Genomic DNA, 26,608 nt, shown 5'->3' on the forward strand with positions numbered 1-26,608 from the left:
GGCTTTTTGCTGCCCGGAACATCCCGCTTTCAGATTAAATCATCCAATCGGACAATATCTCTGGATTCTAAAACGAAAGCACCGTGCGTTCAAATGAACACACGGTGCTCTCAGCAATAGGCGGGGTACTGGAAGCCGCCGCATTCCCTCAGGAAACGCGGCAGGCAATCCGATCACTTTTCGGTGGCGATGAGACCGCGAACGAACCAGCGCTGCATCAGAACGACGACGAGGAGCGGCGGGATCATGACGATCAGCGTGCCAGCCATGGCGATGTGCCATTCGGGAAGGCCGCCGACGTTCGGGATGAGCTGCTTGAGCTCGGTCACCGCGGTCCCATGCGCCGGATCGGTGGTGATGAGCAGCGGCCACAGATATTGATTCCAGGCCCAGAGGAACATGATGGTGCCGAGCGCAGCCATATTGGTGCGCGACAGCGGCAACAGGATATCGAAGAAGAAGCGCAGCGATCCGGCGCCGTCCATGCGCGCGGCTTCCGTCAGTTCGTCCGGTATCGTCAGGAAGAATTGACGATAGAGGAAAGTACCGGTCGCCGTGGCGACCAGCGGCAGGATCAAGCCGAGAGAGGAGTTAAGCAGCCCCAGATCCAGAGAGACCTGAATGTCTGTAACCTTCTCGATGAGCCAGGTAAGGCCAGTGATGTCGAGAAGCCCCTGGTAGGGCGACAGAACGTTCGCTATGACCGCATAGGTCGGCACGATACGCACTTCGAGCGGCAGCATCAGCGTTATGAAGACCAGCCAGAAGATGAAATGGCGGCCGGGATACCGGAAATAGACAAGCGAAAATGCGGTGAGCGCCGAAACGATCACTTTGCCTGCGGCCACGCCGGTGGCGAAGATCAAGCTGTTCAGCAGCTTGGGGCCGAGATTGGCCGTGGTCCATGCCGTCGTTATGTTAGCCCAGAATTCTGTGCCAGGAATCAGCGACATTGGTACCTGATTGACGTCGGTCATATTGTGGGATGCGGCGATCGCCACGATGGCTATCGGTCCCGCAGCCGCCACGAAACCGATGAACAGGATCAGATGGGTGAAGAAATTGAGAATAGGTGTGCGCTCGACCATGTCAGCCTCAACGGTAATGCACGCGCCGCTCGATGAAGCGGAACTGGAAGACGGTGAGCACGATGATCAGCAGCATCAGAATGATACTTTGTGCCGCCGCGCCGGAAAAATCGAGGCCTTTGAAGCCGTCGGAATAGATCTTGTAGACCATGAGATTGGTTGAGTTGTGCGGGCCGCCTGCGGTCATGATGTCGACGATGCCGAAGGAATCCTGGAAGCTCTCGGTGATGTTGATCACCAGCAGGAAGAAGATCGTCGGCGTGATCAGCGGGAACTGAATGTCCCAGAAGCGCCGGAGCACGCCGGAGCCATCCATCGCCGCTGCTTCGATCAACGAGCGCGGAATGGCCTGGAAGGCGGCGAGGAAGAAGATGAAGCTGTAGCCGATATATTTCCACGAGAAGGCGATAATGATGGTGGCCATGGCGTCCGCACCGTTGAGGCCCGGGTCCCAGAGGCCCGGCCAATAGTGGTTGACGATGGACATGAAACCGGCTTCCGGTGCCAGGATGAAACGGAAGGCCATTGCCGAAGCAGGCGCCGCGATGCCGTAAGGCCAGATGAGCACGACGCTGTAGAACTTCGAGCCACGGAGCTGCCGATCTGTGAGAGCGGCCAGTATCAGCGCGACGCCCATGGAAATGCTGGTGCTGATTGCCGCGAAGATGATGCTGATCGTCACCGAGTTCCAGTAATCGGCACTGGCGAGAATCGATTTGAAGTTGTCGAGCCCGACCCAGATATTGCCGCCGCCCCAAGGTTGCTGCAGCGTCAGCGACCAGAAGATCGCCTGGCCAGCCGGCCAATAGAAGAAGGTGAAGATGAGGAGGAGCTGCGGCACTGCGAACAGGATGCCAACGCTCCACTTGCTGAAAGTCGTACGCTTTTCCATTGCTTCTTCCGGCTTGGACCCCTGAGCGCCGCGCGGTCATCTGAACGCATAAAGGACGCTCTACCGTTTGAATCGAGAACATCTCGTCCGTTTCAGATGAAACCAACCGAAAGCGGATACTCTAGTGCCAATTGCGGTCATAACGAACGTCCGCCGGGATTTCCCGACGGACGTCGTCTATTTCTGCGCTAACTGCTTACGGCAGTTGCTTGCCCTTGTAGGTAGCTTCGAAGCGATCGAGAACAGCATTGCCGTTCTTGACGAGGTTGTCGATACCTTCCTGGACGCTGACCTTGTTGGCAAAGATGGCCTGCATCTGGTTGCCGAATTCGGCGCGGATCTGCGTGAAGTTGCCGAGGCGGACGCCACGGGTGATCGGGGTCGGCTCAGAAGCGGTCAGGCTGGCGATCGCGACTTCGCGGCCCTTATACGGAGCCTTGTCGTAGAAGCCGTTGGACTTCATGAAATCGAAGCCCGACTTTCTGACCGGGATGTAGCCGGTGTTGGTCGACCAGAAGAGTGCGGTTTCAGGCTTGCCGATGAAGTCGAGGAACGCTGCTGCGCCCTTGTATTCGTCAGCCGACTTGCCGGAGAGAACCCAAAGCGAAGCGCCACCGACGAGCGAATTCTTGCGCTCGGTGCCAGCGTAGACCGGAAGTTCGGCAACATCCCAGTTCATGCCGGCCTTCTGCGTCTTGCCGACGGTGCCATGGTCGCCGACCGAGGTCATGATCATCTGGCAATCGCCCGCTGCAAAGGCCTGAACCATATCCTGGCCGAGATCCTTGGACTTGATCTTGATGAGGCCGGCATCGTACCAGCTCTTGAGGTCGGTGACGTACTTGACGAACTTGGTCTTGTTGACGGTCAGGCGGGCATCGAGGCCATCATAGCCGTTGTTCTGGGTAGCGACCGGCTCGCTGTGGATGGCCGAGAACTGTTCCATCAACTGCCAGCTTTCGTTGCCGGAGATGTTGATAGCCATCGGGCAATCATAGCCAGCGCCCTTCAGCGCCTTCATATCGTCGGCGGCTTCTTCCCAGGTCTTCGGAGCGGCGGTCTTGCCGATCTTGGCGAAGGCGTCCTTGTTCCAGTAGAGCAGGGCGGTCGAGGAGTTGAACGGGAAGGAAAGCAGTTCGCCCTTCGAGGTGGCGTAGTAGCGGGCGATGCCCGGGAAATAGTCGTCCCAGTTAACCTTGTAGCCGTTTTCCGACATCAGCTTGCCGACCGGATAATAGGCGCCGGAGAGCATCATGGTTGCCGTGCCGACGTCATAAACCTGCACGATTGCCGGCTGCTTGCCAGCGCGGAAGGCGGCAATGGTGTTCTGCAGAGCGGCGTCGTAATTGCCCTGGCCGACGCAGGAAACTTCATAGTCCTTCTGCGAATTGTTGAAGTTCGTGCACAGGGTCTGAACGACACGCTCCAGATCGCCGGACAGGCCGAACCAGAAATCGAACTTGATCGGAGCAGCAGCAGCCGGCAGGGCCAGCGCTAAGCTCATGACACCGGCGGCAGCCGCCGAAATGCAGTTATAAAATTTGGACATATCCCTATTTCCTTTTGAAAGCCCGGATCCGGTGGCCTTGCGCAAGTCCGCGGCAGCGGCGTTATAGACAAGCTGTGTGACAGTTTGTTGTGGGTGAAAATCTCGCAGCCACAGGCAGTTTTGCGCCTTTGCTAACGCTTTTAAAGGGCTATCGCGGATTAATTCTTTTGGAGTAGGAGACGGCGCTTTAAGCATAGAATAAGGTGCGCCTAATATTTTGGCATGGGGAGGAGTCGTGCATGGGTCGTCGATCCCCGCGCCTCATCAGGATGGAACGATATATAATGAGGGAACTGCTGCTGATCATGGCGGCGCTTACCTTGATGGCGCTTGGCCCCTTGGCGCTCCTGATTGCAGGATATTGAAGGGCTTGAACTGGCCCATGAGCTCTTCTTGTCGCCCGCACGGATCGTGTGCATGATCTCCCCACATCGTGACGAAGGCGTCGGGGAGGGAATCAATGGGCCTAAGCGAGCGGCAAAAAATGGCGGCGGGGGAATGGTATTGCTGCTTCGATGCGGAACTCGATGCCCTGCGCGTGCTTGCTCGGGAGGCTGTGCATCAGCATAACACCATGCCGCCCGGCCAGCGCGGCGGTATCGGCCCGGCGCTGTCCATGCTTTTTGCCGGTGTGGCCGACCGCGTGTTCATCGAAGCGCCCTTTCATTGCGCCTATGGCATGAACATCTCGCTCGGCCCGCGCGTCTATTTGAATGCCGGCTGCACCATTCTCGATACCGCTCCGGTGCGCATCGGCGAGGGCAGTATGCTGGGGCCGGGCGTTCATATATATTGTGCCGAACACCACAAGGATCCGACGCAGCGACGCACAGGACTGGAAATCGCGCGGCCGGTTGAGATCGGCAGGGATGTCTGGATCGGTGGCGGCGCCATCATCCTAGGCGGCGTGACGATCGGCGATGGCGCGATCGTCGGGGCAGGCGCGGTCGTCACCAGGAATGTCGATGCGGGCACGACCGTGATCGGCAATCCCGCAAGGGCTTTGGCCGCCAGATAGGTGACATCAATCCGCGGGGCGCCGCCGTCTTGTCCACCATACCGCAAGGCGCCGTCGCCAGCGCCGCACGAGCGGCAGATCATGGGACAACACCACGAAGCCCAGCGGCAACATCCAGAAGCCGAGGACCGGCAGGAAGCCAAGACATCCGCCGAAGATCAACGCCAGGCCGACGCCAAGACGGGCAAGTCTCGATCGCGGAAGCGGAATACGAAGGGAGCCAATGACAAGCTCATATGTGGTATGATCTATCCCGAAACGCCGCGTCTTTCCGTTGCCGTTGCGATCGGTCTTTTCTCTGGTTCTGCCTTGATCGGTCATCCACAGGAAATGGTAAGGCGACGAAATAATACAAGGGAAATGGATTTTTTTGAAAAAACCGCTTGGCAAATCGGGAAAGCATTTGTATTACCCCGCTCACACCGCGCCAAGCGGTATTCCCTGGTAGCTCAGCGGTAGAGCATTCGACTGTTAATCGACAGGTCGCCGGTTCGAATCCGGCCCGGGGAGCCAGTTTCTAAGAGCCACATTCACCTAGCGGGGAATGTGGCTTTTTCATTTCCGGCCATTTCACTCACACCGACTGGCATTCGCGCGGCGAGGAGCGCGCTTCGCAAGATCCTCCAACGCCGCCATGGGTCGATCCATCTGGCTGGATTCGGCTCTCACAGGATTTGGATGACTGCGACCTCTAGCCTTGTTGGCGACGCGTCGGAAAACCGCTCGATCGCGAGCGTATCGAAGGCATGACGCGGGCGCTATACACGGCGTTCTGACACACTCACCCGTCACATCCGGCTGCTCTCGAAAATGTGAGGATGCATTCATGTATCGTTAATCTGGGTGGGCGCATGAACGTTGTGCGCTATCGCGCAGCATATTCCCCCAAATGCTTTAGAGGTTCGAAATGAAAAACCTGATTCTTGCTTCCGCCGTTGCCCTGGCTTCCTTCGTTGGCATCAGCACGCAGTCTGAAGCGGCCACAGTTGTGCATGTCGATGACCATCATCATCACCATCATTGCGTCGTGAAGACCGTACGGCATCACGTTCATGGCCATTGGGTTGTCCGCAAGGAACGCGTCTGCCATTGATCCGGTAGCAGCTTCGAGCCGCTGACCTTTGTCGCGGCCAAAATAGGCCCGGCCGTTGCCGAATATTTCGTCGGCAACGGCCGGAATGTTTTTAGGGTATGAGCAGAAGAATCCGCCGCTAGGGATTAGCGGATTTCGAAATAGATGCCTCCGTGGCGATGGTGGTAACGACGGTAGCGCCAGTCATCATCATCATCCCAATAGTGGCGGCGATCCCAGCGGCTGTCGCGCCAGTAGCGGTGATCATAATGATGATCACGCCAATAATATCGACGTCCCCCATACCAATCCTGGTTTCGTCGGGATCCGTGCTCCTGAACCAGAATGACGCCGGAAACGCTGGGCGAGGGCGAATTTGTCAACGGCATTGCCGTTGCTGGAAGCGCGGCCGCCAATACTGTTCCCATGGCAAGTGAGGCGGCCAAGGCCATCGAAGCAAAATGTATCAAATCACCGACTCCTGTGTTGGACCAATTGTCCCTTTGACGGCTTAACGCCGCGATGAGGGCAAATGTTCCCCTTTAAGGTTGATGTGAGTGGCGATTGCAACGTGTGATACGAGGACAACTGCGAGATTTGAGGCAATTGCCGTCTGCCGATAGCGGCATGGTCCGCTGTGCCGGTGAGGGGCAGGGTGAGACCGAGGCGATATAAAGTCGGGAGGCGGTCGACATAGAAAAGGGGCCCAGCAGGGAAAGCTGGGCCCCTCTCTTCTCTGATCGGAGGTCAATTCAGATCAGGTCAGAAGTTGCGCTCGAAGCGGAGAATGCCGGAGACGGTATCGTCCTTGGCATAATCATAGTGAACGTAGGTCACTTCCGGCTCGATCAGCAGATCCTTGACCGGATTGAACTTGAGGTTCGAGGTTGCTTCGAAGATCTTCGAGTCGGTGTAGGCGAGCTGTACGTTCCACTTCAGCTTTTCGTTGATCGGAACGCCTACGCCACCCCAAACAGCCCAGTCACCCCAACCGCACTTGGATTCGTTCACGGTGCCGTTCGGCGCCGTGCAAGCAGAGATATCCTGGTTGGTGCCGGCATACTTGTTGAGCTTGTCGCCATCGGTGTTCCAGCCGCCCATCAAGAAGGCCGAGAAGGCACCGAAGTCTGCATCGACACGAGCCTTGATAGCGCCTTCTTCGACGATCGAATCATAACCGCCGACAACCTTGAAGGACCATGCACCAGCCTTGTAGCCAGCGCCGGCCACAACGTCCGGAGCGTAGTGGTTGGCCTTGTCATCCGTCCACCAGCTTGCGCCGTAGGAAGCGCCCGAGCCGCTGGAGTTGGAGTCTTCGACCGAGACGACAGCCGTGAAGCCGTTGCCGGCATCGTAGTTGTAGGTAATCTGGTTGAGTTCGTACGGACCATCATAGATCACGTCGTCGTTGATGACGTCGCCGGCGTAACCGATGTAGAGGTTGTAGGCCGAGTCTTTCTTACCAACGGTGAAGCCACCGAGGCTGATGTAGGACCACAGCAGGTTGGTGCTGGTGGAGTTGCCGTCGTTCCAGTCCCAACGAACGATGGTTTCGGTCTTCAACGGGCCGTATTCGGTGTCCGTCGCGGTGTCGACGTTCAGCTCTGCACGGGTGTGCCACAGCGTGCCCTGCTTGCTGTCACGGTTGTAAGCATTGTACCACTCACCTTCGGTACGAACCTTGCCGCCGATCTTGAGGCAGGTTTCGGTACCAGGGATGAAGAAGTAGCCTGCACCATAGGCGTCGCAGATGCGAACGTATTCGAGCGGCTCCGGCTCAGCGGCGACGATGGCGTCGGCTGCGTGAGCGCCGGATGCTGCTGCAAGCGCGGCAGCGGAGCCGAGAAGAAGGCTCTTGATGTTCATAATAACTCCAATCTGTTCGTGATTGGGCATGAGATATCGCGCCGAAAAGTCGACGTGCCCAACCCCATCCCGTTCATGTTCCCTATCAGTAGGTGCGAAGTAATAAGCCTCGCGAACTATTTCCTGAACCCGTCTCGCTGATTTGACAAGATACTAAGAGAGGCGAACTATTCGTGCCCTACTCGAAAAAAAATCTTGTTGCAAAAATGACGCAATCCGCCAAATGGTCGCCCTCAAAGGCTTAGTTGGCGCTAATAAATCGTTAAGGTTTGGCGGCGCCTTGCCGGCCGGCGAGGGCTGGAAATCAAGTTATTTGATCATCAGCCTCGATAGGTCTTGCGCTCCAATAAGATTCGTTCTAAACGCCCGCCATCACTCGCCTTTATAAATCGGATGGCCTCGTGGCGGAGTGGTTACGCAGAGGACTGCAAATCCTTGAATCCCGGTTCGATTCCGGGCGAGGCCTCCAAATTCCCTTCTATTGAGCTTGATGCACCGGCGACAATCGATCGATTGGCGCCGTCCAAAGAAAGCGGTTTGACCTTACGCGATAAGGGGAGCGGCTGTTGTCGCGCCGCGACGTATTATCATGAATCTCTGCGCCCGTTGCTACGATGCCTTGAAAGCGCAGCCGCACGCGATTAAGACACGCTGAGCATAGCAGCAACCCCGGCTTTGCCTTTGGGCGCGAGAGGATATGATGGATTTCGAAGCAGCACGCGTGAAAATGGTCGAGAACCAGATCCGCACGACGGATGTCACCTCCCATTCCGTGTTGAATGCGTTTCTGACGGTAGCGCGCGAGAATTTCGTGCCGGAGAAGTCGAAGCTTCTCGCCTATATCGATAATGACATTGAGGTGAGCCCCGCAGCTTCGGGCAAGCCGGCGCGCTTCCTGATGGAAGCCTCGCCGCTGGCAAAGCTTCTGCAGCTCGGTGAAATCACCAAGGAAGATAAGGTTCTCGACGTCGGCTGCGGCACGGGTTACGTCGCGGCACTCCTGTCGATCCTCGCCGGTACGGTCGTCGCGCTCGAATCCGATGAGGCGCTGGCCGCTGAGGCCAAGGCCAATCTCGCCGCGCTCGGCCAGGCAAATGTGACGGTTGTCACCGGCGAGCTGGAAAAGGGCTATGCGGGCAGCGGTTCGTATGACGTGATTTTCGTCAATGGCTCGGTCCAAGAGGTGCGGCAGGTGCTTCTTGATCAGCTTGGCGAAGGCGGCCGGTTGATTGTCGTCCTCGGTTATGGCCATGCTGCGCGCGCCACGGTCTTCAGGCGCGAGCGTGGCGCTCTTTCCGAAAACGTCTTCTTCAACGCCTCGGTCAAGCCGCTGCCGGGCTTTGCCAAGGCCAAGGAATTCGTGTTCTGACCGGTTACGCCGCTGAACTGTTCCATTGAGACGGGCGCTTCGGGCGCCCGTTTTTCGTTGGGCATTGTCGGTGGATAAGTCCACAATATCAGGTGATTCGCAGCCACCGTAACAAAACTGTGCATCAGATGGCTTAGTGCTGTCGCGGTGATTTTTTTCCCAAGGCTAGTATTCTACGCTGGCCCTGATTCGGGCGCTGCTTTGGCAGGATTCGGGTCGTTGTTTGGGAAAACGGGGATGAATATGGCTCAGCCAAGTGTAGTGCGTGAACCGTCCATGGAAGAGATTCTGGCGTCGATCCGCCGGATCATCGAAAGCAACGAGCCCGGCGCCGGTAAGTCCATTTCGCCGTCCCTGCCTGCTGTTTACACCGTTGCCGACGATGAGCAGGATGACGATATCCACCTCACGGTCGACGACCAATTTGCTGCTGTTGATATAGATGATGTACCACCGGCCGCCGCTGCTGCCCCCGATCCGCGTTTCGTCGCCGCCAACTCACAGGCTCCGGCGCGCGAGCCGGAATCATCTGCCCGCACCCTGTCACTCGCCGATGTCGCCGCCCGCGTTCGCGCCGCTTCCGAGCGCAATGCCGCACAACTGAATTCGGCACGCGAAGCGCCGCAACTGCGCGAATTGCCGCCGGCCATGGCCGCGCGTCTTGCTGAGGCGCGTGTCGAACCGGTCGCCGAGGTTCCTTTGCGCAGCGCGATCGCCGAAGCGCCGGTGCCGGTCGTAACCCCGCCTGCAGCCGCTCTTCTCGCCGAAGTGATGGTATCCCCAGCCAAGGTTGAACCACAGCCTGAACCGATGGAAGAGCCGAAGGCTGCGGTCGCTCCCGCTCCCGTCGAGATGCCGGTTTTCACTCAGCCGCAGCAGGCGCCGTCTACCGCAGCCGCTGATCGGTACCTCCCGCAAGTGCAGGCTGAGCTTACATCCTCGCTGATGTCGGAAGCAGCCGGTGCGCAGGTTGCCCGTTCCTTTGGCGAGCTGACAGCCGCCATCGATGGCAGCGAGCGCCGTTCGCTTGACGAGATCGCCCAGGAAATGCTGCGGCCGATGCTGCAGGAATGGCTCGACGACAATCTGCCGACTCTCGTCGAGCGTCTCGTGCGCGAAGAAATCGAACGAGTGGCCCGCGGCCCGCGCCGTTGACAGTCTGAGCTCGGGTTAGACGATCCGCCGCTCCGGCTTCCGGGGCGGCTTTTTTATTGACTTGCCCGCGACCATCCTATTTACAACCCGCATCACCGAACCCTCCAGATCCGGTCCCCAAATGCTCGACAAAACTTATGATTCCGCCGCCGTCGAACCGAAAATCGCCCAGAAATGGGATGATGCCGACGCCTTTCGCGCCGGTGCGAACGCGAAGCCAGGTGCGGAAACCTTCGCGATTGTCATTCCGCCTCCGAACGTCACCGGTTCGCTGCATATGGGCCATGCGCTGAACAACACGCTGCAGGACATCATGGTGCGGTTCGAGCGCATGCGGGGCAAGGATGTGCTCTGGCAGCCGGGCATGGACCATGCCGGCATCGCTACGCAGATGGTCGTCGAGCGCCAGTTGATGGAGAGGCAGCAGCCGGGCCGCCGCGACATGGGTCGTGACGCCTTCATCGAAAAGGTCTGGGAATGGAAGGCGGAATCGGGCGGTTTGATCTTCAACCAGTTGAAGCGCCTCGGGGCCTCCTGTGACTGGTCGCGCGAACGCTTCACCATGGACGAGGGCCTGTCAAAGGCAGTTCTTGAAGTCTTCGTCACGCTTTACAAGGAAGGCCTGATCTATCGCGACAAGCGGCTGGTCAACTGGGATCCGAAAATGCTGACGGCGATTTCGGATATCGAAGTCGAGCAGCATGAGGTCAACGGCTATCTCTGGCATCTGCGCTATCCGCTCGAAGAAGGCGTTACCTATCAGCATCCCATCGCTTTCAATGAAGAAGGCAAGCCGACGGAATGGGAGACGCGCGACTATCTCGTCGTCGCCACCACCCGCCCGGAGACCATGCTCGGCGATACCGGCATAGCCGTTCATCCGAGTGACGAGCGTTACAAGGCAATCGTCGGCAAGCACGTTATCCTGCCGATCGTCGGCCGGAGCATCCCGATCGTTGCCGACGAATATCCGGATCCGACCGCAGGCACGGGCGCCGTCAAGATGACGCCCGCGCATGATTTCAACGACTTCGACGTCGGCAAGCGTCGCGGCCTTCGCGTCGTCAACATCTTGACGCCGGATGCCCGCGTCACCATCAAGGACAACGAGGATTTCCTCGAAGGTCTCGACAATCCGGCAGCACTACATGGTGCCTGGGATGAGCTTGAAGGCAAGGATCGTTTCGAAGCCCGCAAGATCATTGTCCGCATCTTCGAAGAGGCCGGCCTGCTCGACAAGATCGAGCCGCACAAGCACACCATTCCGCATGGCGACCGTGGTGGCGTTCCGATCGAACCGCGCTTGACCGAACAATGGTATGTCGATGCCAAGACGCTTGCCGAACCGGCGATCGCCTCCGTTCGCGAAGGGCGTACCAAGCTCGTCCCGAAGAGCTGGGACAAGACCTATTACGATTGGATGGAGAACATTCAGCCCTGGTGCATTTCCCGCCAGCTCTGGTGGGGGCATCAGATCCCGGCATGGTATGGCCCGGATGGTCAGGTGTTCGTCGAAAAGACAGAGGAAGAGGCGCTGCAGGCTGCTATCCAGCACTATCTGTCGCATGAAGGGCCGATGAAGGCCTATGTCGAGGACCTGCTGGAGAACTTCAAGCCGGGCGAAATCCTGACGCGCGACGAAGACGTGCTCGATACATGGTTCTCCTCGGCACTCTGGCCGTTCTCGACGCTCGGCTGGCCGGACAAGACGCCGGAGCTTGCGCGCTACTATCCGACGAATGTTCTCGTCACCGGCTTCGATATCATCTTCTTCTGGGTCGCCCGCATGATGATGATGGGCCTGCATTTCATGGAAGACGAAAACGGCGACCCCGTCGAGCCGTTCAGCACGGTCTATGTTCACGCCCTGGTGCGCGACAAGAACGGGCAGAAGATGTCGAAATCCAAGGGCAACGTCATCGATCCGCTCGAACTCATCGACCAGTATGGCGCCGATTCGCTGCGCTTTACGCTGGCGATCATGGCGGCGCAGGGCCGCGACGTGAAGCTCGATCCGGCCCGTATCGCCGGTTACCGCAATTTCGGCACCAAGCTGTGGAACGCCACGCGCTTCGCCGAGATGAACGGTGCCAAGAGCGATCCGCATTTCGTGCCGGAAGCCGCCGAGCTCACCATCAATCGCTGGATCCTGACGGAACTGGCCCGCACCGAGCGGGACGTTACCGAAGCGTTGGAAGCCTATCGCTTCAACGATGCCGCCGGTTCGCTTTATCGCTTCATCTGGAATCAGTTCTGCGACTGGTATCTTGAACTGCTGAAACCTGTGTTCAATGGTGACGATGAGAACGCCAAGTCGGAAGCACAATCCTGCGCCGCCTACGTTCTCGAAGAAACCTACAAGCTGCTGCATCCCTTCATGCCCTTCATGACGGAAGAGCTGTGGGCGCATACGGCAGGCGAAGGCAGGGAACGCGATGGCCTGATCTGCCATGCCGATTGGCCGGCACCGTCCTATGCCGACGATGTCGCCGCCGATGAGATCAACTGGCTGATCGATCTCGTTTCAGGTTTGCGCTCCGTACGCTCGGAAATGAACGTGCCGCCCGCCGCCACCGCGCCGCTGGTGCTCGTTGGCGCCAATAGCCTGACGCGGGAGCGGCTGTTCCGCCACGACGCGGCGATCAAGCGGCTGGCGCGTGTCGAGGCGATTTCGCTTTCCGACACAGCACCGAAGGGCGCAGCCCAGATCGTCGTCGGCGAAGCCACCGCCTGCCTGCCGCTCGGCAGTCTCATCGACCTCGCTGCCGAAAAGGCACGTCTCGAAAAGGGGATCGCCAAGAACGAACAGGAGATTGCCCGCATCGTCGGCAAGCTCTCGAACGAGAAGTTCGTCGCCAATGCCAATCCGGATATCGTCTCCGCCGAACGCGAGCGCCTGAGCGAACTCGAAGGCCAGCTTTCGAGCCTCAAAGTGGCGCTTGAAAGGGTCAGCGAAGCCGGCTGAAGAACCTGTAACAATCTTGATTTAAGGGTACGCTGCCAAGGGCAGCGTGCCCTTTTTTGTTGCGCTGCTGATTCGGCGGCAAGCGTCAAAAAAATTGCGTCGCTTTTTGGGGCGCTCCAGCTTCGCACAGGTAAGAATGGTTACCCCTAAATTGGTAGGGTTTCTTGAAAAGCAAGACTGTTGTCAGATTGTAACAGAACTGTTGCTATGAGGAATAATAATCTACTTGGGGCCCCTAATAAACATTAGAGAAGCAAAAATGCCTAAACTTGGCTGTGATTGGGCGTGCAGATCACTTTCTTACGTAAGTCAGTCAATATGTCGCAACATTGTGGATAGCCGGCGCCGCATTGCCAATTCGGGTGATCGTCGCAACAATCGGATCAACGAATACGCAAGTGGGGGAGACACAATGGCATTTCGTATTGCGCTGAGGGGCGCATTTGCATTCATTATCAGCTCGTCATTCGCCAGCGCCGCTTTTGCGGGCGGGCTCGATCGTGCTGGCTACGATATCGACTTGCTCTTCGATAAGGGGCGTTACGTTTTCGAGTCCGGCGTGACCTATGTAATGCCCGATCGCAAGCTGAAGAATGCAAAGGACATCAATGCGGCGGACGGCAACCTCAATGGCCGCCCGAATTCGGCCGATGCCACCGAAAATTACGCCGTGCCCTATATCGGCTTCAAGATCGGCATCACCGACGACATCGATTGCATGGCCGATTATTCCGAGCCGTTCGGCGCCCATACAAATCCGGGCTTGAACTGGGCCGGCGCCAACAATGAAATCGAAACCAAGGTGCGTACGCACAATTACGCGGCGACGTGCTCCTACAAGTTCGATGCCGGTCCGGGTCAATTGCGCCTGATCGGCGGCGGCTTCTATCAGGAAGTCAGCGGCTTCAAGTCCCGTCTGGTTTCCGTCGTTCCTGCTCCGTTTTCCGCTGTCTATGATGGTGTCGGCTCGCTGGATGTCGATGGCCATGGCTGGGGCTGGCGCGCCGGTCTCGCTTATGAGATCCCGGAATACGCCCTCCGTACCAGCCTCGTTTATAACAGCCGGGTCAAATACGATAACCTCAAGGGCACCGTCGATCTGACGGAACTGCCGCCCGTCCGTGCGTTCTTCGGCAAATCCACCTCTGTCTTCGGTTCAGCCGATGCGCCGGACTCGCTGGAATGGAAGGTGCAGACCGGCATCGCGCCGGACTGGCTGGCATTCGGTTCGGTCAAATGGACCAACTGGAGCGTTCTGCAGAGCATCGCGCTTTGCCCGACCTCGACGCGGGGCATATCCTGCCATACGGGTGGTGCGACTGAGCTCACCTCACTCGATCTGCTCTATCAGGACGGCTGGACGATCACCGGCGGTATCGGCCACAAGTTCAATGACCAATGGAGCGGCGCGCTCAGCTTGAGCTGGGATCGTGGCACCAGCCAGGGTTACGGCCTGAGCTCGGACACCTGGACGCTCGGCGCCGGCGTTTCCTACAAACCCACCGAGCATGTCGAGTTCACCTTCGCCGGCGCGCTGGGCCTGCTGACCAGCGGCAAATCCGGCGAAATCACCTCCAACGGCATCACCTATGGCGATGATGCGACCTATAGCTTCGGCAACGATTTGGTCGCTGCGCTGTCGACGTCGATGAAGGTCAGATTCTGAGCCTAAACCATTGAGCTGAAGCAAGTTCCGAGGGTTGATCCTCGCCGCTTCCAGCGATTCCCGCGCCGCGAGCCCTTTTCGGTCTCGCGGCGTTTTAATACCAGCTTCAGCGCTCAGCCATTCTCAAAGACGACCCGCAAAATCGTCCCGCCTACCGTTTCGTGGTTAACGAAACCTCAAGATCGGCAAACTCTTTGTGACGAATCGGCAACACTTTATTTCAACAGATTACGGGCGTGTATCCGGCGCCCAATTTGTCCATTTCCCGCCACAAATGGGGAGCACCGATTATGCGGGCAAAGGGGCAAGCCTTAGTGGAAAGTGCGTAAACGGTTGATGGGTCAGTTTACACCTCAGGAAAAAGAGCAATCCGGGATCGGAACGACGGCGTTCACGATGCCGCCGGAAACGCATTATTTCCCGAAGGAATCAAGAACTCGTTCGATCGCAAGTCTCTCTTTTTCGACAGTAAAGCGGCGGGCTGCTTCAAGAGCGAAATGTGATCGTGCCAGCGTGGATGCTCGTTTGGACATAATTTCAGACTACGCTCGGAAATGTGGCGAACGGTGTTGGGCTGGTACCCTGCAGACTTCCTTAAATGGGGATCTCGCTGGTTTACGTGCCGGTAGGGAATACATTCGCAGGCCTTACGGTGCAGGTGGGATCACCGTTGCGGATGCGAATGGAGCGAAAGAAATCGACTGTTATGTTTAAGTCCGAGTTCATATCAGCGAGAATGATGATGCTCAGCCTGTCGCTTGCCACTTCGGTGGCGCTCGCAGGCCAGGCCCTGGCATTCGACATCAATGCGGGTGTCACCAAGGAATCGGGGCCTTTCGATCTCTTCAAGTTCGGCTTCCGGGCCTACAAGAACGGCCAGAAGGAAGAGGCGGTCGAAGCCTATCGTTACGCCGCCGAGAAGGGCCACACTGGCTCGCGTTGGGCGCTCGCCAATATGTATGCCGACGGGGATGGCGTGACCCAGGACAATTTCGAGGCCTTCAAGATCTATAGCGAGATCGCCCAGCAGGGTGTGGAGCCCGGCTCCGAAGATACCGGCTTCTTCATCAACGCGCTGCTCGCACTCGCCAACTATTACAAGACCGGCATTGCCAACAGCCCGGTCAAGATCGATCTCAATCAGGCACGCCAGCTCTATTTCCAGGTCGCATCGACCTTTGGCGTTCCGGAGGCGCAGTTCCAGCTTGCGCAGATGATGCTGGCGGGTGAGGGCGGCGCAGCCAATGTGCAGCAGGCCAAGAAGTGGCTGAACCAGGCCCGTAAGAGCGGCCATCCCGGCGCAATGGCCGTCTTCGGCAATATTCTCTTCCAGGAGGGCCAGTCCGTGCGTGGCCTCGCCTTCATGACGGCGGCGCTCGACAAGTGCAAGCCGAAGGATTGTACGTGGATGCAGGACCTGCAGGAGCAGGCCTTCTCGATCGCCAACGAGGATGACCGTCGCGTCGCCGTGTCCATGGCGCATCAACTGGATGTCGCCGGCGCCGAATAATCTCCGATTTCAGGCCTAGAGCGGTTCAGCGTTTAACGGAATCGCTTTCCCGCTCTATCTCTTTGTTTTTACGCATTCCAGGCGGAAAACCGCTTCGCACTTTTCCTGGAATTGCTCTAGAAATCGAAGTGCGCGATGACGGGAACGTGGTCCGACGGCTTTTCCCAGGCGCGCACATGCTTTTCGATTGCAGCCGAGGTCAGGCGATCGGCCGCTTCCGGCGATAGCATCAGGTGATCGATGCGAATGCCGTTGTTCTTCGGCCAGGCGCCGGCCTGGTAATCCCAAAAGGAATAGAGCTTGATCTCATCCGTTGTGGCGCGCACCGCATCGGTGAAGCCGAGATGTTCGAGCTGTCGAAAAGCCTGCCGGGTTTGCGGCAGGAACAGCGCATCGTTTTCCCAGACCTTGGGATCGAAACAATCATGCGGTTCCGGAATGACGTTATAGTCGCCGGCGAGGATTGTTGGCTCCTCCAGTGCCAGGCGGCTGACTGCGAATTTCCGCAGGCGCTCCATCCAGGCGAGCTTATAGGGATATTTTTCCGTATCGATGGGATTGCCGTTCGGCAGATACAGGCAGCAGACGCGAAACGCGCCATGTTCCGGCACGGAAAACACCGCTTCGATGAAGCGGGACTGTTCGTCGGCCTCGTCGCCGGGCAAGCCACGGGTCACTTCGTCGGGCTTCATCTTGGACAGGATCGCGACGCCGTTGAAGCCCTTCTGGCCATGCGTTTCGACGTGATAGCCGAGCGCCTCGATCTCGAAGCGCGGAAATCCTTCGTCGACTGTCTTGATCTCCTGCAGGCAAACGATGTCCGGATCGGAGTCCTTCAGCCACTGGCATAGGTTCTCGATACGCGCCTTGACGCCGTTGATGTTCCAGGTGGCGATCTTCATGAAGGGAAGGCTCCTCTGCTTTGATTTTTCTTTTATCCGCAGCAGACGGCCTTGGCCACCCGTTCAAACGAAAACCGGCCGTAAGCAACAGCTTCCGGCCGGTGATTCATCGTTGGAAAAACAGGAGCCTTAGATCGAAAAACTCGTGCCGCAGCCGCAGCTTGCGACCGCATTCGGATTCTTGATCTGAAAGGACTGGCCAAGCAGATTGTCGACGAAGTCGATCTCGGAGCCCGCCATGTAAACCAGCGACAATTGGTCGATCAGGACCGTAGCGTTGTCTTTTTTGACAACGATATCATCGTCTTGTGGTCCGTCGACAAGATCGAATTTATAGGAGAATCCGGAGCAGCCGCCACCTTCGACGGCGACGCGGAGCGCTCGCTTGCCGGCCTCGGCGCTGACGATCGCGGCGATTCGCTTTGCCGCTGCGTCCGATAGAGTTACACTTGTCTCAGTCATGCCTTCCTCCTGCCGGGGTCAAGATCCGGAGAGAACCAATGGGCCGTCCGACTTTCAAACGGCTGATATCCATAGCCTTTATCATGAAAGTGCGCTCGGTGACAGCTATGGTTATAGGGTTGAGCCATGCGCCATTTTGCTGTTTCTCTCCGGTATAGGTATGAAGGCCGTAAAGCGGCGTCAATGGGCCAGAGCATCCCGTATTGGAATGGCATCATCAAAATGCGGAGACGATGCTTTGGATTAGAGGGAATGGAGCGGCCTTTGCGCGTTCAATCGAATGCGGCGTTCTGAAGCCGGAATGGATGGATAATGACGATCGACAGGCATGCATTGGGTTTCGGTTATGGTGAGCGGGCTATCTATGCGACCGATCCCAGGGAATCGCGTGGACGGCTTTACGAAGAGGGGTCGAGCCCGACGCGTTCCGATTTCCAACGCGACCGCGACCGCATCGTCCATACGACCGCTTTCCGGCGGCTGAAGCACAAGACGCAGGTCTTCATCGCGCAGGATGGCGATCACTACCGTACGCGTCTGACGCATACTATCGAGGTGGCGCAGATTGCCCGCGCCTTGGCGCGCGCACTGAAGCTCGATGAGGATCTCGCCGAAGGCGTGGCGCTCGTCCACGATTTTGGCCACACCCCCTTCGGCCATACCGGCGAAGACGCGCTGCACGAGGTGCTGCTGCCCTATGGCGGCTTCGACCACAATGCGCAATCGCTGCGGATCGTGACTAAGCTCGAGCGGCGTTACGCCGAATTCGATGGCTTGAACCTCACCTGGGAGACATTGGAAGGACTGGTCAAGCACAACGGTCCGCTGCTGACATCAGATGGCCAGGGAACGCGCGGCCCGGTGCCGCAACCGATTCTCGATTATTGCGAAATCCACGATCTGGAAATCGCGACTTTTGCCAGCCTCGAGGCCCAGGTCGCGGCGATCGCCGACGACATCGCTTACAATACGCATGACATCGATGACGGCCTGCGCTCCGGCTATCTGAACTTCGATATGCTGGAGGAAATTCCATTTCTTTCGGCGCTGATGGCCGAGGTGAGGGCGCTCTATCCGCATCTGGAGCCGAGCCGCTTCACCCATGAGATCATGCGCCGGCAAATCACCCGCATGGTGGAGGACGTGATCTCCGTTTCGCAACAAGCGCTCAGCGAGATCAGACCGGGCAGCGTTGCCGATATCCGCGCCGCCGGCCGCATCATCGCCACCTTCTCTGCGGAAATGGCCGAGACGGACAAGCAGATCAAGCAGATGCTCTTCAAGCGCATCTACCGCCATCCGGATATCATGCGCATCCGCGCCGGTGCCGCGCAGATCGTCACTGATCTGTTCCAAGCCTATATGGGCAATCCGCAGGAGATGCAGAGCCACTATTGGGTAGACCATATTGCCGGCCTCGCCGTTGCCGCCAAGGCCCGTCATGTCGGCGACTACCTGGCCGGCATGACCGATACCTATGCCATCAGTGCCCACAGGCGTTTGTTTGACCAGACTCCCGATTTGCGGTAGGCAGCGGCGGCGTCGGGCCGACAGGGCCCGCCCAAGCTATGCGTGGACAATATGATGAACCTTTTCACCGATTTCGAAGTCAGAATTAAGAACGCTCTGGAACAAATTGATATTGTGAAAGAAAAGCGATCCGAACTCGACTTCGGACGTGTCGGCGTGGAGCCGCCGCGAGACGCTAGCCATGGCGATGTCGCCACCAATGCGGCCATGGTGCTGTCGAAGCCGCTCGGCACGAATCCGCGCGCGCTCGCTGAGATCATCATCACCAAGCTGAAAGAAGATGCCGATGTTGCCGAGGTTTCGGTAGCCGGCCCAGGCTTCATCAATATTCGCCTTTCGGTCGGTTATTGGCAGCGCCTGCTGGCGACGATGATCTCCGAAGGCCAGAATTTCGGGCGCTCGACCCTTGGTGCCGGCCAGAAGGTCAATGTCGAATATGTCTCCGCCAATCCGACGGGGCCGATGCATGTCGGCCATTGCCGCGGCGCCGTCGTCGGCGATGCGCTGGCGAATCTGCTCGGTTTTGCCGGCTATGATGTCACCAAGGAATATTACATCAACGACGCCGGTTCGCAGATCGACGTGCTGGCGCGCTCGGTCTTCCTCCGTTACCGCGAGGCACTCGGCGAGCAGGTCGGCGACATCCCGGCGGGCCTTTATCCCGGCGACTATCTTGTTCCGGTCGGTGAAGCGCTGGCGAAGGAATTCGGCACCAAGCTTCGGGGCATGCCGGAAGACCAGTGGCTGCCGATCATCAAGGAGCGTGCCATCGATGCGATGATGGCGATGATCCGTTCTGACCTGGAAGCGTTGAACGTCCATCATGACGTCTTCTTCTCCGAGAGGACGTTGCACGCCAATGGCGCGGCCCTGATCCGCACTGCGATCAACGACCTGACCTTTAAGGGATATGTCTACAAGGGTGCGCTGCCGCCGCCGAAGGGACAGTTGCCGGAAGATTGGGAAGACCGCGAGCAGACCCTGTTCCGTTCGACGGAAGTGGGTGACGATATCGACCGGCCGCTGATCAAGTCGGATGGTTCCTATACCTATTTCGCCGCCGATGTCGCTTACTTCAAGAATAAGTTCGACCGCGGCTTCAACGAGATGATCTATATTCTCGGCGCCGACCATGGCGGCTACGTCAAGCGGCTGGAAGCCGTGGCGCGCGGGGTCTCGGATGGTCAGGCGAAGCTGACGGTGCTGCTGTGCCAGCTCGTCAAGCTGTTCCGCAACGGCGAGCCAGTGAAGATGTCGAAGCGCTCCGGCGATTTCGTCACGCTGCGTGATGTCGTCGAAGAGGTCGGCCGTGATTCCGTGCGGTTCATGATGCTGTACCGGAAAAATTCAGAGCCCTTGGACTTCGACTTCGCCAAGGTGACGGAACAGTCCAGGGACAATCCGGTCTTCTACGTGCAATATGCCCATGCGCGCTGCATGTCGGTCTTCCGGCAGGCTAAGGAAGCCTTCCCGGATCTCGATATTGCCTCGCTCGATCTGGCAAAAGCGGTCAGCGGCACGATCTCCGATCCGGCCGAATTACAGTTGATTGCGAAGATTGCGGAATTCCCGCGAATCGTCGAGGCTGCAGCTCAGTCGCAGGAGCCTCACCGCATCGCTTTTTATCTTTACGATCTGGCAAGTTCCTTCCACGGACATTGGAATAAAGGTAAAGATTTACCTGAATTACGATTTGTTAACGATAAGAACCGAGAATTAAGCATTGCCAGACTTGGGCTGGTGCACGCTGTCGCGTCGGTTTTGAAGTCAGGTCTTGGTATAACCGGGACCGCAGCACCGGATGAAATGCGATAAACGTCACCATTTACCCACATTGCGCTGGCATTTATCTGTAGCGTTTGCGAGTGGATTGGGTGATGGCAGAAAAACAGTTGGCGTATCGCGCAAGCGGAAACGACGAGTTCTTTGCGGATGATGATCCGCTTGCCGAACTCGCCCGCATCGTCGGTTTCGAGCCGCGGCCTGCCGCGCAGGCGGCGCCCGCAACTCAGCGACAAGAGCCGGCCTTCGATCTCGAAGATGAACTCTTGCGAGAATTCGAACGCTATGATGCGCCTCGTTTGAGTCCTGCTGATGACATTCCGGTTTCGCCGGAAGATCAGCCTTTTGCCGGCGAAGCTCAGCTCTCGCATCCGGTAGAGCCGGCGCGCACGGAACCCCAGTTTGTCGAGTTGCCACAGGCCGTGGCTCCAGCCAAGCCAGTGGTCGGTGCACGCGATCTGATCGACGAACTCGAAATGTCGATCGCGCCGGCCTTGCAGCCCGCACCGGCTCCGCAGCCTGTTCCGGCCCCGCAGGCGGTAGCTCCGGCTCCAAAGCCTGCGCCGACGCCGCAGTCCGCTGCCGCCACCGTGCGGCTGCCGATTGCCAATTTCACCGTCGCGGCTCCGGCGCAAGCAAAGCCTGTGGCGCAAGCTCCGGTCGCGCCGCCTCTTGTCCAGGCGCAATCACCCATCGAAACGGCGCTCGATTTCGATCTGCCGATGATGCTGGACGCCCCTCAGTCCCAGCCAGTCGCGGCTCAACCGGACGTACCGTTCGCCAAGGCGCCGGAGCCCGTCGCGCCGGTCCCGATGGATGCTGCGGCTCTTTCTGCTGAAATCGACGATCTGCTGGCCGATGTCGACCGCTATCCGGTTCCTGCCAGAGGCGTCGCACCGGAAGCGAAGGTTGAACCGAGCTTCGATATTTTCGACCTGCAGCCCAAGGCGCCGGCAGCACCTGTGCACGTCCCCGCTGCAGTAGTGACTGCTCCCGTTGTTTCGGCTCCGCAGCGCGAAGAGCCGAAACCGATCGCTCTGGAAGCCGACGATCCCTTCGCCGGCCAGGACTTCGAGTTCGACCTCGCGGATATCGAGATGGAGCTCGCCGAGCTCGATTTCGCCGAAACGAGCAAGTCTGCTCCGATCCCGCAGCCGGCGCCTGCTCCCATGGCCGCGCCGCAGCCTGCTCCAGTTGTCTCTCGGGCGACGCCGATGGCTGCGCCTCTAGCGGCTCCCGTCGCCACGGCCGCCGCAATGACTGCCGCAGCGGCTGCGCCCAGCCTCATGCAATCCCCGCGCCCAGAGCCGGCTCCGCAGCATACGGCTCCGCCGGCTGCCGTTGCCGCAGCGCCGGTGACGCGCAAGGCCGTGCCTGTTCTCGATGCCGATCAGGCCCTGCCGTTCGATCCGTCCGAAATCTCCGATACCGAAGAGCGCGTCGAGAATTTCGAAGGCTCCCATGTTCCGAACCTGCCGCCGGTCGAGCCGGAAGAGCCGATCGTGGTGCCGCCGGAATATGATTTCGACATCGATTCGGAGATGGCAAGCCTATTTGGCTCGCCCGCCAAGGAAGTTGCTCCCGAGCCGATCAAGCCGGCTGTAGCCGCGGCCCTGGGCAGCACGACGACTCCATCCTGGTCCAAGAATGCGGCTGCAAAACCCGCTCCGACGGCCAAACAGCCTGCCGAAGAGTTCGACGAGTTCGAACGGGCGTTGGAAGAGGACTTCCGCCGCAGCTACCGTGAAGCCTCCAATCCGGTCGACAACGTCGCCCGCATGACGCTGAACCCGGCGGCTGTAGCCGGCCGTCGTCCGGCGCGTTCGTTCCGTGGCATGGCGACCGCCGCTGCGGTCATCGCTGTTCTGGGTCTCGGCGCCTACGGCGTCTACGGCTGGGTTCGTCACGGTTCGCCGATTTCGAGCTTCTCCGGCGAGCCGCGCGTCATCACGGCCGATGCCGATCCGGTCAAGGTCGCTCCGGAAAATCCAGGCGGCACGGTTGTTCCCAATCAGGACAAGGCTGTTTACGACCGCGTAGCCGGCGACAGCACTGCTGCGCCGAAGCAGAAGGAACTGGTTTCCTCCAACGAACAGCCGGTAGATGTCGTCCAGAAGACCTTGATCCCCGAATCCGTGTCGCCTGACGATGGCAGCGAAGATCAGGTCACTCCGACGCCGGTCGGCGAAACCGAGGATCCGAGGCTGCTGCCGAACCAGAACGGCAACAATGCCAACACTGCCGCCAACGACGACGCCCAGGTCCCCTCGGTGTCGCCGCGCAAGGTGCGCACGATGATCGTCAAGCCGGATGGCTCGCTGGTTGCTCGTGAGGAGCCGGCTGTCGACAATACGACGACGGCAGCGTCTCCGGCTTCGACACCGAAGACGCCCGCCGTAAAACCGCCGGTCGGTAGTCAGGTCGCTTCCGCCGATCTTCGCCCGTCGACGGCAGACACGCAGGCCTCGCAACCGGCCGCTGCTCAGTCGGACGATGGCGATGCGGCCAGTGCCGAAAGCACGCCGATCCGTGTTGTGAAGACCACTCCGGTTCCCACATCGCGTCCGGCACAGCAGCCCGCCAAGGCTCCCGCGGCTGCCCCTGCCGTTGCCACGAATAATGCCGCCGCTCGCCCGGCTCCGGCTCAACCGAAGCCTCAGCAGGTCGCATCGGCGACCCCGGCTGCGGCCCAGCCGGCTCCGGCTGCATCGGCAAGTGCCGGTGGTGCTTACGGCGTGCAGATCGCTTCGCTGCCTTCCGAGGCGGAAGCGCAGAAGTCGCAGGCCAACCTGAAGACCAAGTTCGCCAGCGTTATCGGTGGCCACCCGCTCGAAATTCGTAAAGCCGATATCGCCGGGAAAGGCACCTACTATCGCGTCCGCGTCGTCGCCGGCTCCAAGGATGAAGCTGCCGACATCTGCCAGCGTTACCGCGCCGCAGGCGGCACCTGCCTGATCTCGAAGTAAGAGATCAAGGCCGAACGATTGTGGAAAACGGCGGGCTAAGGCTCGCCGTTTTCTTTTGTGTATCTCGGTTTGAGGTTATTCGCATTTCGCGGGGCGGCCTTTATGATTCGAACATGACCGAATCAAAATCCATGATCCTCGGCTGTAGCGGCCATTCCATCACGCCCGAAGAGCGTTCCTTCTATCAGTCGGAACAGCCATGGGGCTTTATTCTCTTTGGACGCAACATTTCCGAGCCTGCGCAGATCGCCGATCTCGTCGCTTCGTTGCGCGACAGCGTCGGCCGCGATGCGCCGGTGTTGATCGACCAGGAAGGGGGCAGGGTGCAGCGCATCCGCCCGCCGATCCTACCGCACTATCCGTCCGGTCAGGCGCTGGGCGATATCTATAGCCAGAACCGCGAACAGGGCCTGCGCGCCGCCTGGCTGATGTCGCGGCTGCATGCTTTCGATCTCCTGAAGTTCGGCATCAACGTTGATTGCCTGCCGGTGCTTGATGTCCCGGTCGAAGGATCGAGCAACGTCATCGGCAATCGCGCCTATGGCGGCGATCCCGTGACGGTGACGGAGATGGGACGCGCTGCCGCCGAAGGGCTCAAGGCCGGCGGCGTGCTGCCGGTGATGAAGCACATGCCGGGCCATGGCCGTGGTTTTGCCGATTCGCATCATGAATTGCCGGTCGTCACGGTCTCGCGCGCGGAGCTGGAGGCGCATGATTTTCCGCCTTTTGTGGCGCTTAAGGACGAACTGATGGCAATGACCTGCCATGTCGTCTTTACCGATATCGACCCCACTAATCCGGCGACCACGTCGCGCAAGGTCATCGACGAGATCATCCGCGGCCATATCGGCTTCCAGGGGCTGCTGCTCTCCGACGATACCTCGATGAACGCTCTTGCCGGCACAATCGGCGAGCGTGCGGCGAATATTGTTGCGGGCGGATGCGATATCGTGCTGCATTGCAACGGCGTCATGGATGAGATGCGGCAGGTGGTGCGCAATGTTCCGGCATTGACCGGCACCTCGCTTTCGCGCGCGAAAGCGGTCGAGGCGGCTTTTGGCCGCAATGACGGCGCCGACGAGGCTTCGATCCGCGCCGAATTCGACGCGATGTTTGCAGTGGCATAGGACCGAACTCCAGGGATCTGACGGGTGAACAAGGTGGACGGCACGGAAAAGAGCCTGCATGCGCAAGCGCCGATGGACAAGCTGTGGCAGGACAATGGCACCGAGCGCGGCATGCATGAGCCGGCGCTGGTGGTCGATATTGCCGGCTTCGAAGGCCCGCTCGACCTTCTGCTGCATCTTGCCCGCAATCAAAAGGTCGATCTGTCGCGCATCTCCGTGCTGGCGCTTGCCGAGCAATATCTGTTGTTCATTGAACGTGCCCGCCGGATCCGGATTGAGCTTGCGGCCGATTATCTCGTCATGGCTGCCTGGCTCGCCTATCTCAAGTCGAAGCTGCTCATTCCGCAGCAGAGCAAGGAAGACGGTCCGACCGGCGAAGAAATGGCCGCGACGCTCGCTTTCCGGCTGAAGCGTCTCGAAGCCATGCGGGATGCGGCGACTGGCCTCGTCAACCGCAATCGTCTCGGCCGCGACGTCTTCGCCCGCGGAGCGCCCGAACATATCCCCGACCGTCGCCAATCGGCCTATGACGCCAGCCTCTACGATCTGCTGACCGCCTATGCTGGCCTGCGCCAGCGTCAGGCGATCACGCAGGTGACGATCGAGCGCCGCCGCGTCTGGTCGCTGGTCGATGCCCGCACGATTCTCAGCCGCATGATCGGTGAGATCACCGATTGGACGGCCTTGGAACACTATCTGCTGCGCTATATGACCAGCGCGAGCGAGCGGGTTACCGCCATCGCGAGCGCCTTTGCGGCCTCTCTGGAGCTCGTGCGCGAGGGTAAGCTGGAAATTCGCCAGGACGGCGCGTTTCAGCCGCTTTATATGCGGCGCGGACCGAACCATGCTGAACTCGAGGCGGCGGAATAAAACAGGAGCGAATGTGAGCGGCCCGGACGACGATCACCGCATGGACGATGAACCGGCTGCACCGGCAGTGCGGGACGATGACACCGGCCTTTTCCGTGAGGCCGAACGCATCGCAGAGGCCCTTGTCTTCGCGTCCGCCCAGCCGGTGTCCGAAGGCTTCATCGCTGATCGCGTCCCGCGCGGCGTCGATGTCCACTCCATCATGCAGCGTCTGAAGGCTGATTACGCGAGCCGTGGCGTCAATCTGATACAGATCGACGGCGCCTGGGCGTTTCGCACCGCCGCCGATCTTTCCTTCGTCATCCGCCGCGATGACAATGAGGTGCGGAAGCTCTCGCGTGCCGCGCTCGAAGTCCTGGCCATCATTGCCTATCACCAGCCGGTGACGCGCGCCGAGATCGAAGATATCAGAGGCGTCCAGACGTCAAAGGGGACGCTGGACGTGCTGATGGAATCCGGCTGGGTGCGCTTTCGCGGCCGGCGGCGCACGCCGGGCCGGCCGGTGACGCTGGGTACGACACGAGATTTTCTCGATCATTTCGGTCTGGAAGAGCTGCGCGACCTGCCGGGTCTCGAGGAATTGAAGGGGGCAGGGCTGCTTTCGGGCCGTATTCCCGCCAATTTCAATATTCCGTCGCCATTGATGAGCGACGAATTGACCGAGGACGAAGATCCGATCACGCAACTGGATCTGGAGGAACTCGGTCTCCTGGCGCCAGGCGGCGCTTCGGACGACTGAAGCGGGCATTGCCAGCACATCCACGGGCCGATCGGCTGCGGTAAAGCTTTTTTCCAGGCAGTAATGTCAAGTCTCGGTTT

The 26,608-nt window shown here is 59.1% G+C and carries 21 protein-coding genes and 2 tRNA genes; 15 read left to right on the forward strand and 8 right to left on the reverse strand.

What is annotated here, in order from left to right; genetic code table 11:
• Positions 1-173: 173 nt before the first annotated feature.
• The 3 genes from GGD50_RS04640 to GGD50_RS04650 form a co-directional block, all read right to left on the reverse strand.
• Positions 174-1,088 carry an ABC transporter permease subunit gene (locus tag GGD50_RS04640; protein WP_107107864.1) on the reverse strand — a complete coding sequence of 305 codons (915 nt, stop codon included), beginning with the start codon at positions 1,086-1,088 and terminating at the stop codon, positions 174-176.
• A 7-nt stretch (positions 1,089-1,095) separates the two neighbouring features.
• Positions 1,096-1,980 carry an ABC transporter permease subunit gene (locus GGD50_RS04645; RefSeq protein ID WP_107107865.1) on the reverse strand — a complete coding sequence of 295 codons (885 nt, stop codon included), beginning with the start codon at positions 1,978-1,980 and terminating at the stop codon, positions 1,096-1,098.
• 196 nt (positions 1,981-2,176) lie between these two features.
• Positions 2,177-3,529, reverse strand: coding sequence for an extracellular solute-binding protein (locus tag GGD50_RS04650; RefSeq protein ID WP_107107866.1), 1,353 nt, complete (start codon positions 3,527-3,529; stop codon positions 2,177-2,179).
• Positions 3,530-3,989: 460 nt separating this feature from the next.
• Between GGD50_RS04650 and GGD50_RS04655 the strand changes: the two genes are divergently transcribed.
• Positions 3,990-4,547, forward strand: coding sequence for a sugar O-acetyltransferase (locus GGD50_RS04655; RefSeq protein ID WP_107107867.1), 558 nt, complete (start codon positions 3,990-3,992; stop codon positions 4,545-4,547).
• A gap of 6 nt (positions 4,548-4,553) precedes the next feature.
• Here GGD50_RS04655 and GGD50_RS32680 read toward each other — a convergent pair whose 3' ends face one another.
• Positions 4,554-4,868 carry a hypothetical protein gene (locus tag GGD50_RS32680; RefSeq protein WP_107107868.1) on the reverse strand — a complete coding sequence of 105 codons (315 nt, stop codon included), beginning with the start codon at positions 4,866-4,868 and terminating at the stop codon, positions 4,554-4,556.
• A gap of 117 nt (positions 4,869-4,985) precedes the next feature.
• On the opposite strand from GGD50_RS32680, the gene GGD50_RS04665 reads away from it, so the two are divergent.
• Together GGD50_RS04665 and GGD50_RS04670 are read left to right on the forward strand one after the other, a co-directional pair.
• Positions 4,986-5,060 (forward strand) — tRNA-Asn (locus GGD50_RS04665).
• 394 nt (positions 5,061-5,454) lie between these two features.
• On the forward strand, positions 5,455-5,640 hold the full coding sequence (locus tag GGD50_RS04670) for a hypothetical protein (RefSeq protein ID WP_107107869.1): 186 nt from the start codon (positions 5,455-5,457) through the stop codon (positions 5,638-5,640).
• 125 nt (positions 5,641-5,765) lie between these two features.
• Here GGD50_RS04670 and GGD50_RS04675 read toward each other — a convergent pair whose 3' ends face one another.
• On the reverse strand, positions 5,766-6,089 hold the full coding sequence (locus tag GGD50_RS04675) for a hypothetical protein (protein WP_107107870.1): 324 nt from the start codon (positions 6,087-6,089) through the stop codon (positions 5,766-5,768).
• 292 nt (positions 6,090-6,381) lie between these two features.
• The gene (locus GGD50_RS04680; protein ID WP_107107871.1) at positions 6,382-7,485 is read right to left on the reverse strand and encodes a porin; all 1,104 of its coding nucleotides are present in this window, start codon (positions 7,483-7,485) and stop codon (positions 6,382-6,384) included.
• 395 nt (positions 7,486-7,880) lie between these two features.
• Here GGD50_RS04680 and GGD50_RS04685 point away from each other — a divergent pair.
• The 6 genes from GGD50_RS04685 to exoR all read left to right on the forward strand — a co-directional run bounded on the left by GGD50_RS04685 (position 7,881) and on the right by exoR (position 16,150).
• A tRNA-Cys gene (locus GGD50_RS04685) sits at positions 7,881-7,954 on the forward strand.
• 228 nt (positions 7,955-8,182) lie between these two features.
• Entirely contained in the window at positions 8,183-8,854 is a 672-nt protein-coding gene (locus GGD50_RS04690; protein WP_181316042.1) for a protein-L-isoaspartate O-methyltransferase family protein, read from the forward strand.
• 243 nt (positions 8,855-9,097) lie between these two features.
• Positions 9,098-10,009, forward strand: coding sequence for a DUF2497 domain-containing protein (locus GGD50_RS04695; protein ID WP_107108133.1), 912 nt, complete (start codon positions 9,098-9,100; stop codon positions 10,007-10,009).
• A gap of 121 nt (positions 10,010-10,130) precedes the next feature.
• A complete protein-coding gene (locus tag GGD50_RS04700) occupies positions 10,131-12,974 on the forward strand; it encodes a valine--tRNA ligase (RefSeq protein ID WP_107107873.1) in 2,844 nt (947 codons plus the stop codon).
• A 412-nt stretch (positions 12,975-13,386) separates the two neighbouring features.
• Positions 13,387-14,640, forward strand: coding sequence for an OmpP1/FadL family transporter (locus GGD50_RS04705; protein ID WP_107107874.1), 1,254 nt, complete (start codon positions 13,387-13,389; stop codon positions 14,638-14,640).
• A gap of 706 nt (positions 14,641-15,346) precedes the next feature.
• A complete protein-coding gene (gene exoR / locus GGD50_RS04710; protein ID WP_107107875.1) occupies positions 15,347-16,150 on the forward strand; it encodes an exopolysaccharide production regulator ExoR in 804 nt (267 codons plus the stop codon).
• A 116-nt stretch (positions 16,151-16,266) separates the two neighbouring features.
• Here the strand turns inward: exoR and xth are convergent, their stop codons facing one another.
• Both xth and erpA read right to left on the reverse strand, forming a co-directional pair.
• Complete coding sequence (gene xth, locus GGD50_RS04715) at positions 16,267-17,052, reverse strand: exodeoxyribonuclease III (protein ID WP_107107876.1); 786 nt, start codon at positions 17,050-17,052, stop codon at positions 16,267-16,269.
• A gap of 129 nt (positions 17,053-17,181) precedes the next feature.
• Positions 17,182-17,514, reverse strand: coding sequence for an iron-sulfur cluster insertion protein ErpA (gene erpA / locus GGD50_RS04720; RefSeq protein WP_107107877.1), 333 nt, complete (start codon positions 17,512-17,514; stop codon positions 17,182-17,184).
• 312 nt (positions 17,515-17,826) lie between these two features.
• Between erpA and GGD50_RS04725 the strand changes: the two genes are divergently transcribed.
• From GGD50_RS04725 to scpB, 6 genes are all read left to right on the forward strand, one after another.
• The gene (locus GGD50_RS04725) at positions 17,827-19,044 is read left to right on the forward strand and encodes a deoxyguanosinetriphosphate triphosphohydrolase (RefSeq protein ID WP_107107878.1); all 1,218 of its coding nucleotides are present in this window, start codon (positions 17,827-17,829) and stop codon (positions 19,042-19,044) included.
• A gap of 54 nt (positions 19,045-19,098) precedes the next feature.
• Complete coding sequence (gene argS, locus GGD50_RS04730) at positions 19,099-20,859, forward strand: arginine--tRNA ligase (protein WP_107107879.1); 1,761 nt, start codon at positions 19,099-19,101, stop codon at positions 20,857-20,859.
• A 62-nt stretch (positions 20,860-20,921) separates the two neighbouring features.
• Positions 20,922-23,792, forward strand: coding sequence for an SPOR domain-containing protein (locus GGD50_RS04735; RefSeq protein ID WP_107107880.1), 2,871 nt, complete (start codon positions 20,922-20,924; stop codon positions 23,790-23,792).
• A gap of 113 nt (positions 23,793-23,905) precedes the next feature.
• Positions 23,906-24,919 (forward strand): beta-N-acetylhexosaminidase, encoded by a 1,014-nt coding sequence (gene nagZ / locus GGD50_RS04740; RefSeq protein WP_107107881.1) that lies wholly within the window; start codon positions 23,906-23,908, stop codon positions 24,917-24,919.
• Between the two features lie 24 nt (positions 24,920-24,943).
• Positions 24,944-25,789: a segregation and condensation protein A gene (locus GGD50_RS04745; RefSeq protein ID WP_107107882.1), complete on the forward strand. Its 846-nt coding sequence runs from the start codon at positions 24,944-24,946 to the stop codon at positions 25,787-25,789.
• A gap of 40 nt (positions 25,790-25,829) precedes the next feature.
• The gene (scpB, locus tag GGD50_RS04750; RefSeq protein WP_107108134.1) at positions 25,830-26,528 is read left to right on the forward strand and encodes an SMC-Scp complex subunit ScpB; all 699 of its coding nucleotides are present in this window, start codon (positions 25,830-25,832) and stop codon (positions 26,526-26,528) included.
• Positions 26,529-26,608: the final 80 nt, after the last annotated feature.

Origin of the sequence: Martinezella paranaensis (assembly GCF_014200235.1) — a bacterium.
Classification (GTDB): Bacteria; Pseudomonadota; Alphaproteobacteria; order Rhizobiales; family Rhizobiaceae; genus Rhizobium; species Rhizobium paranaense.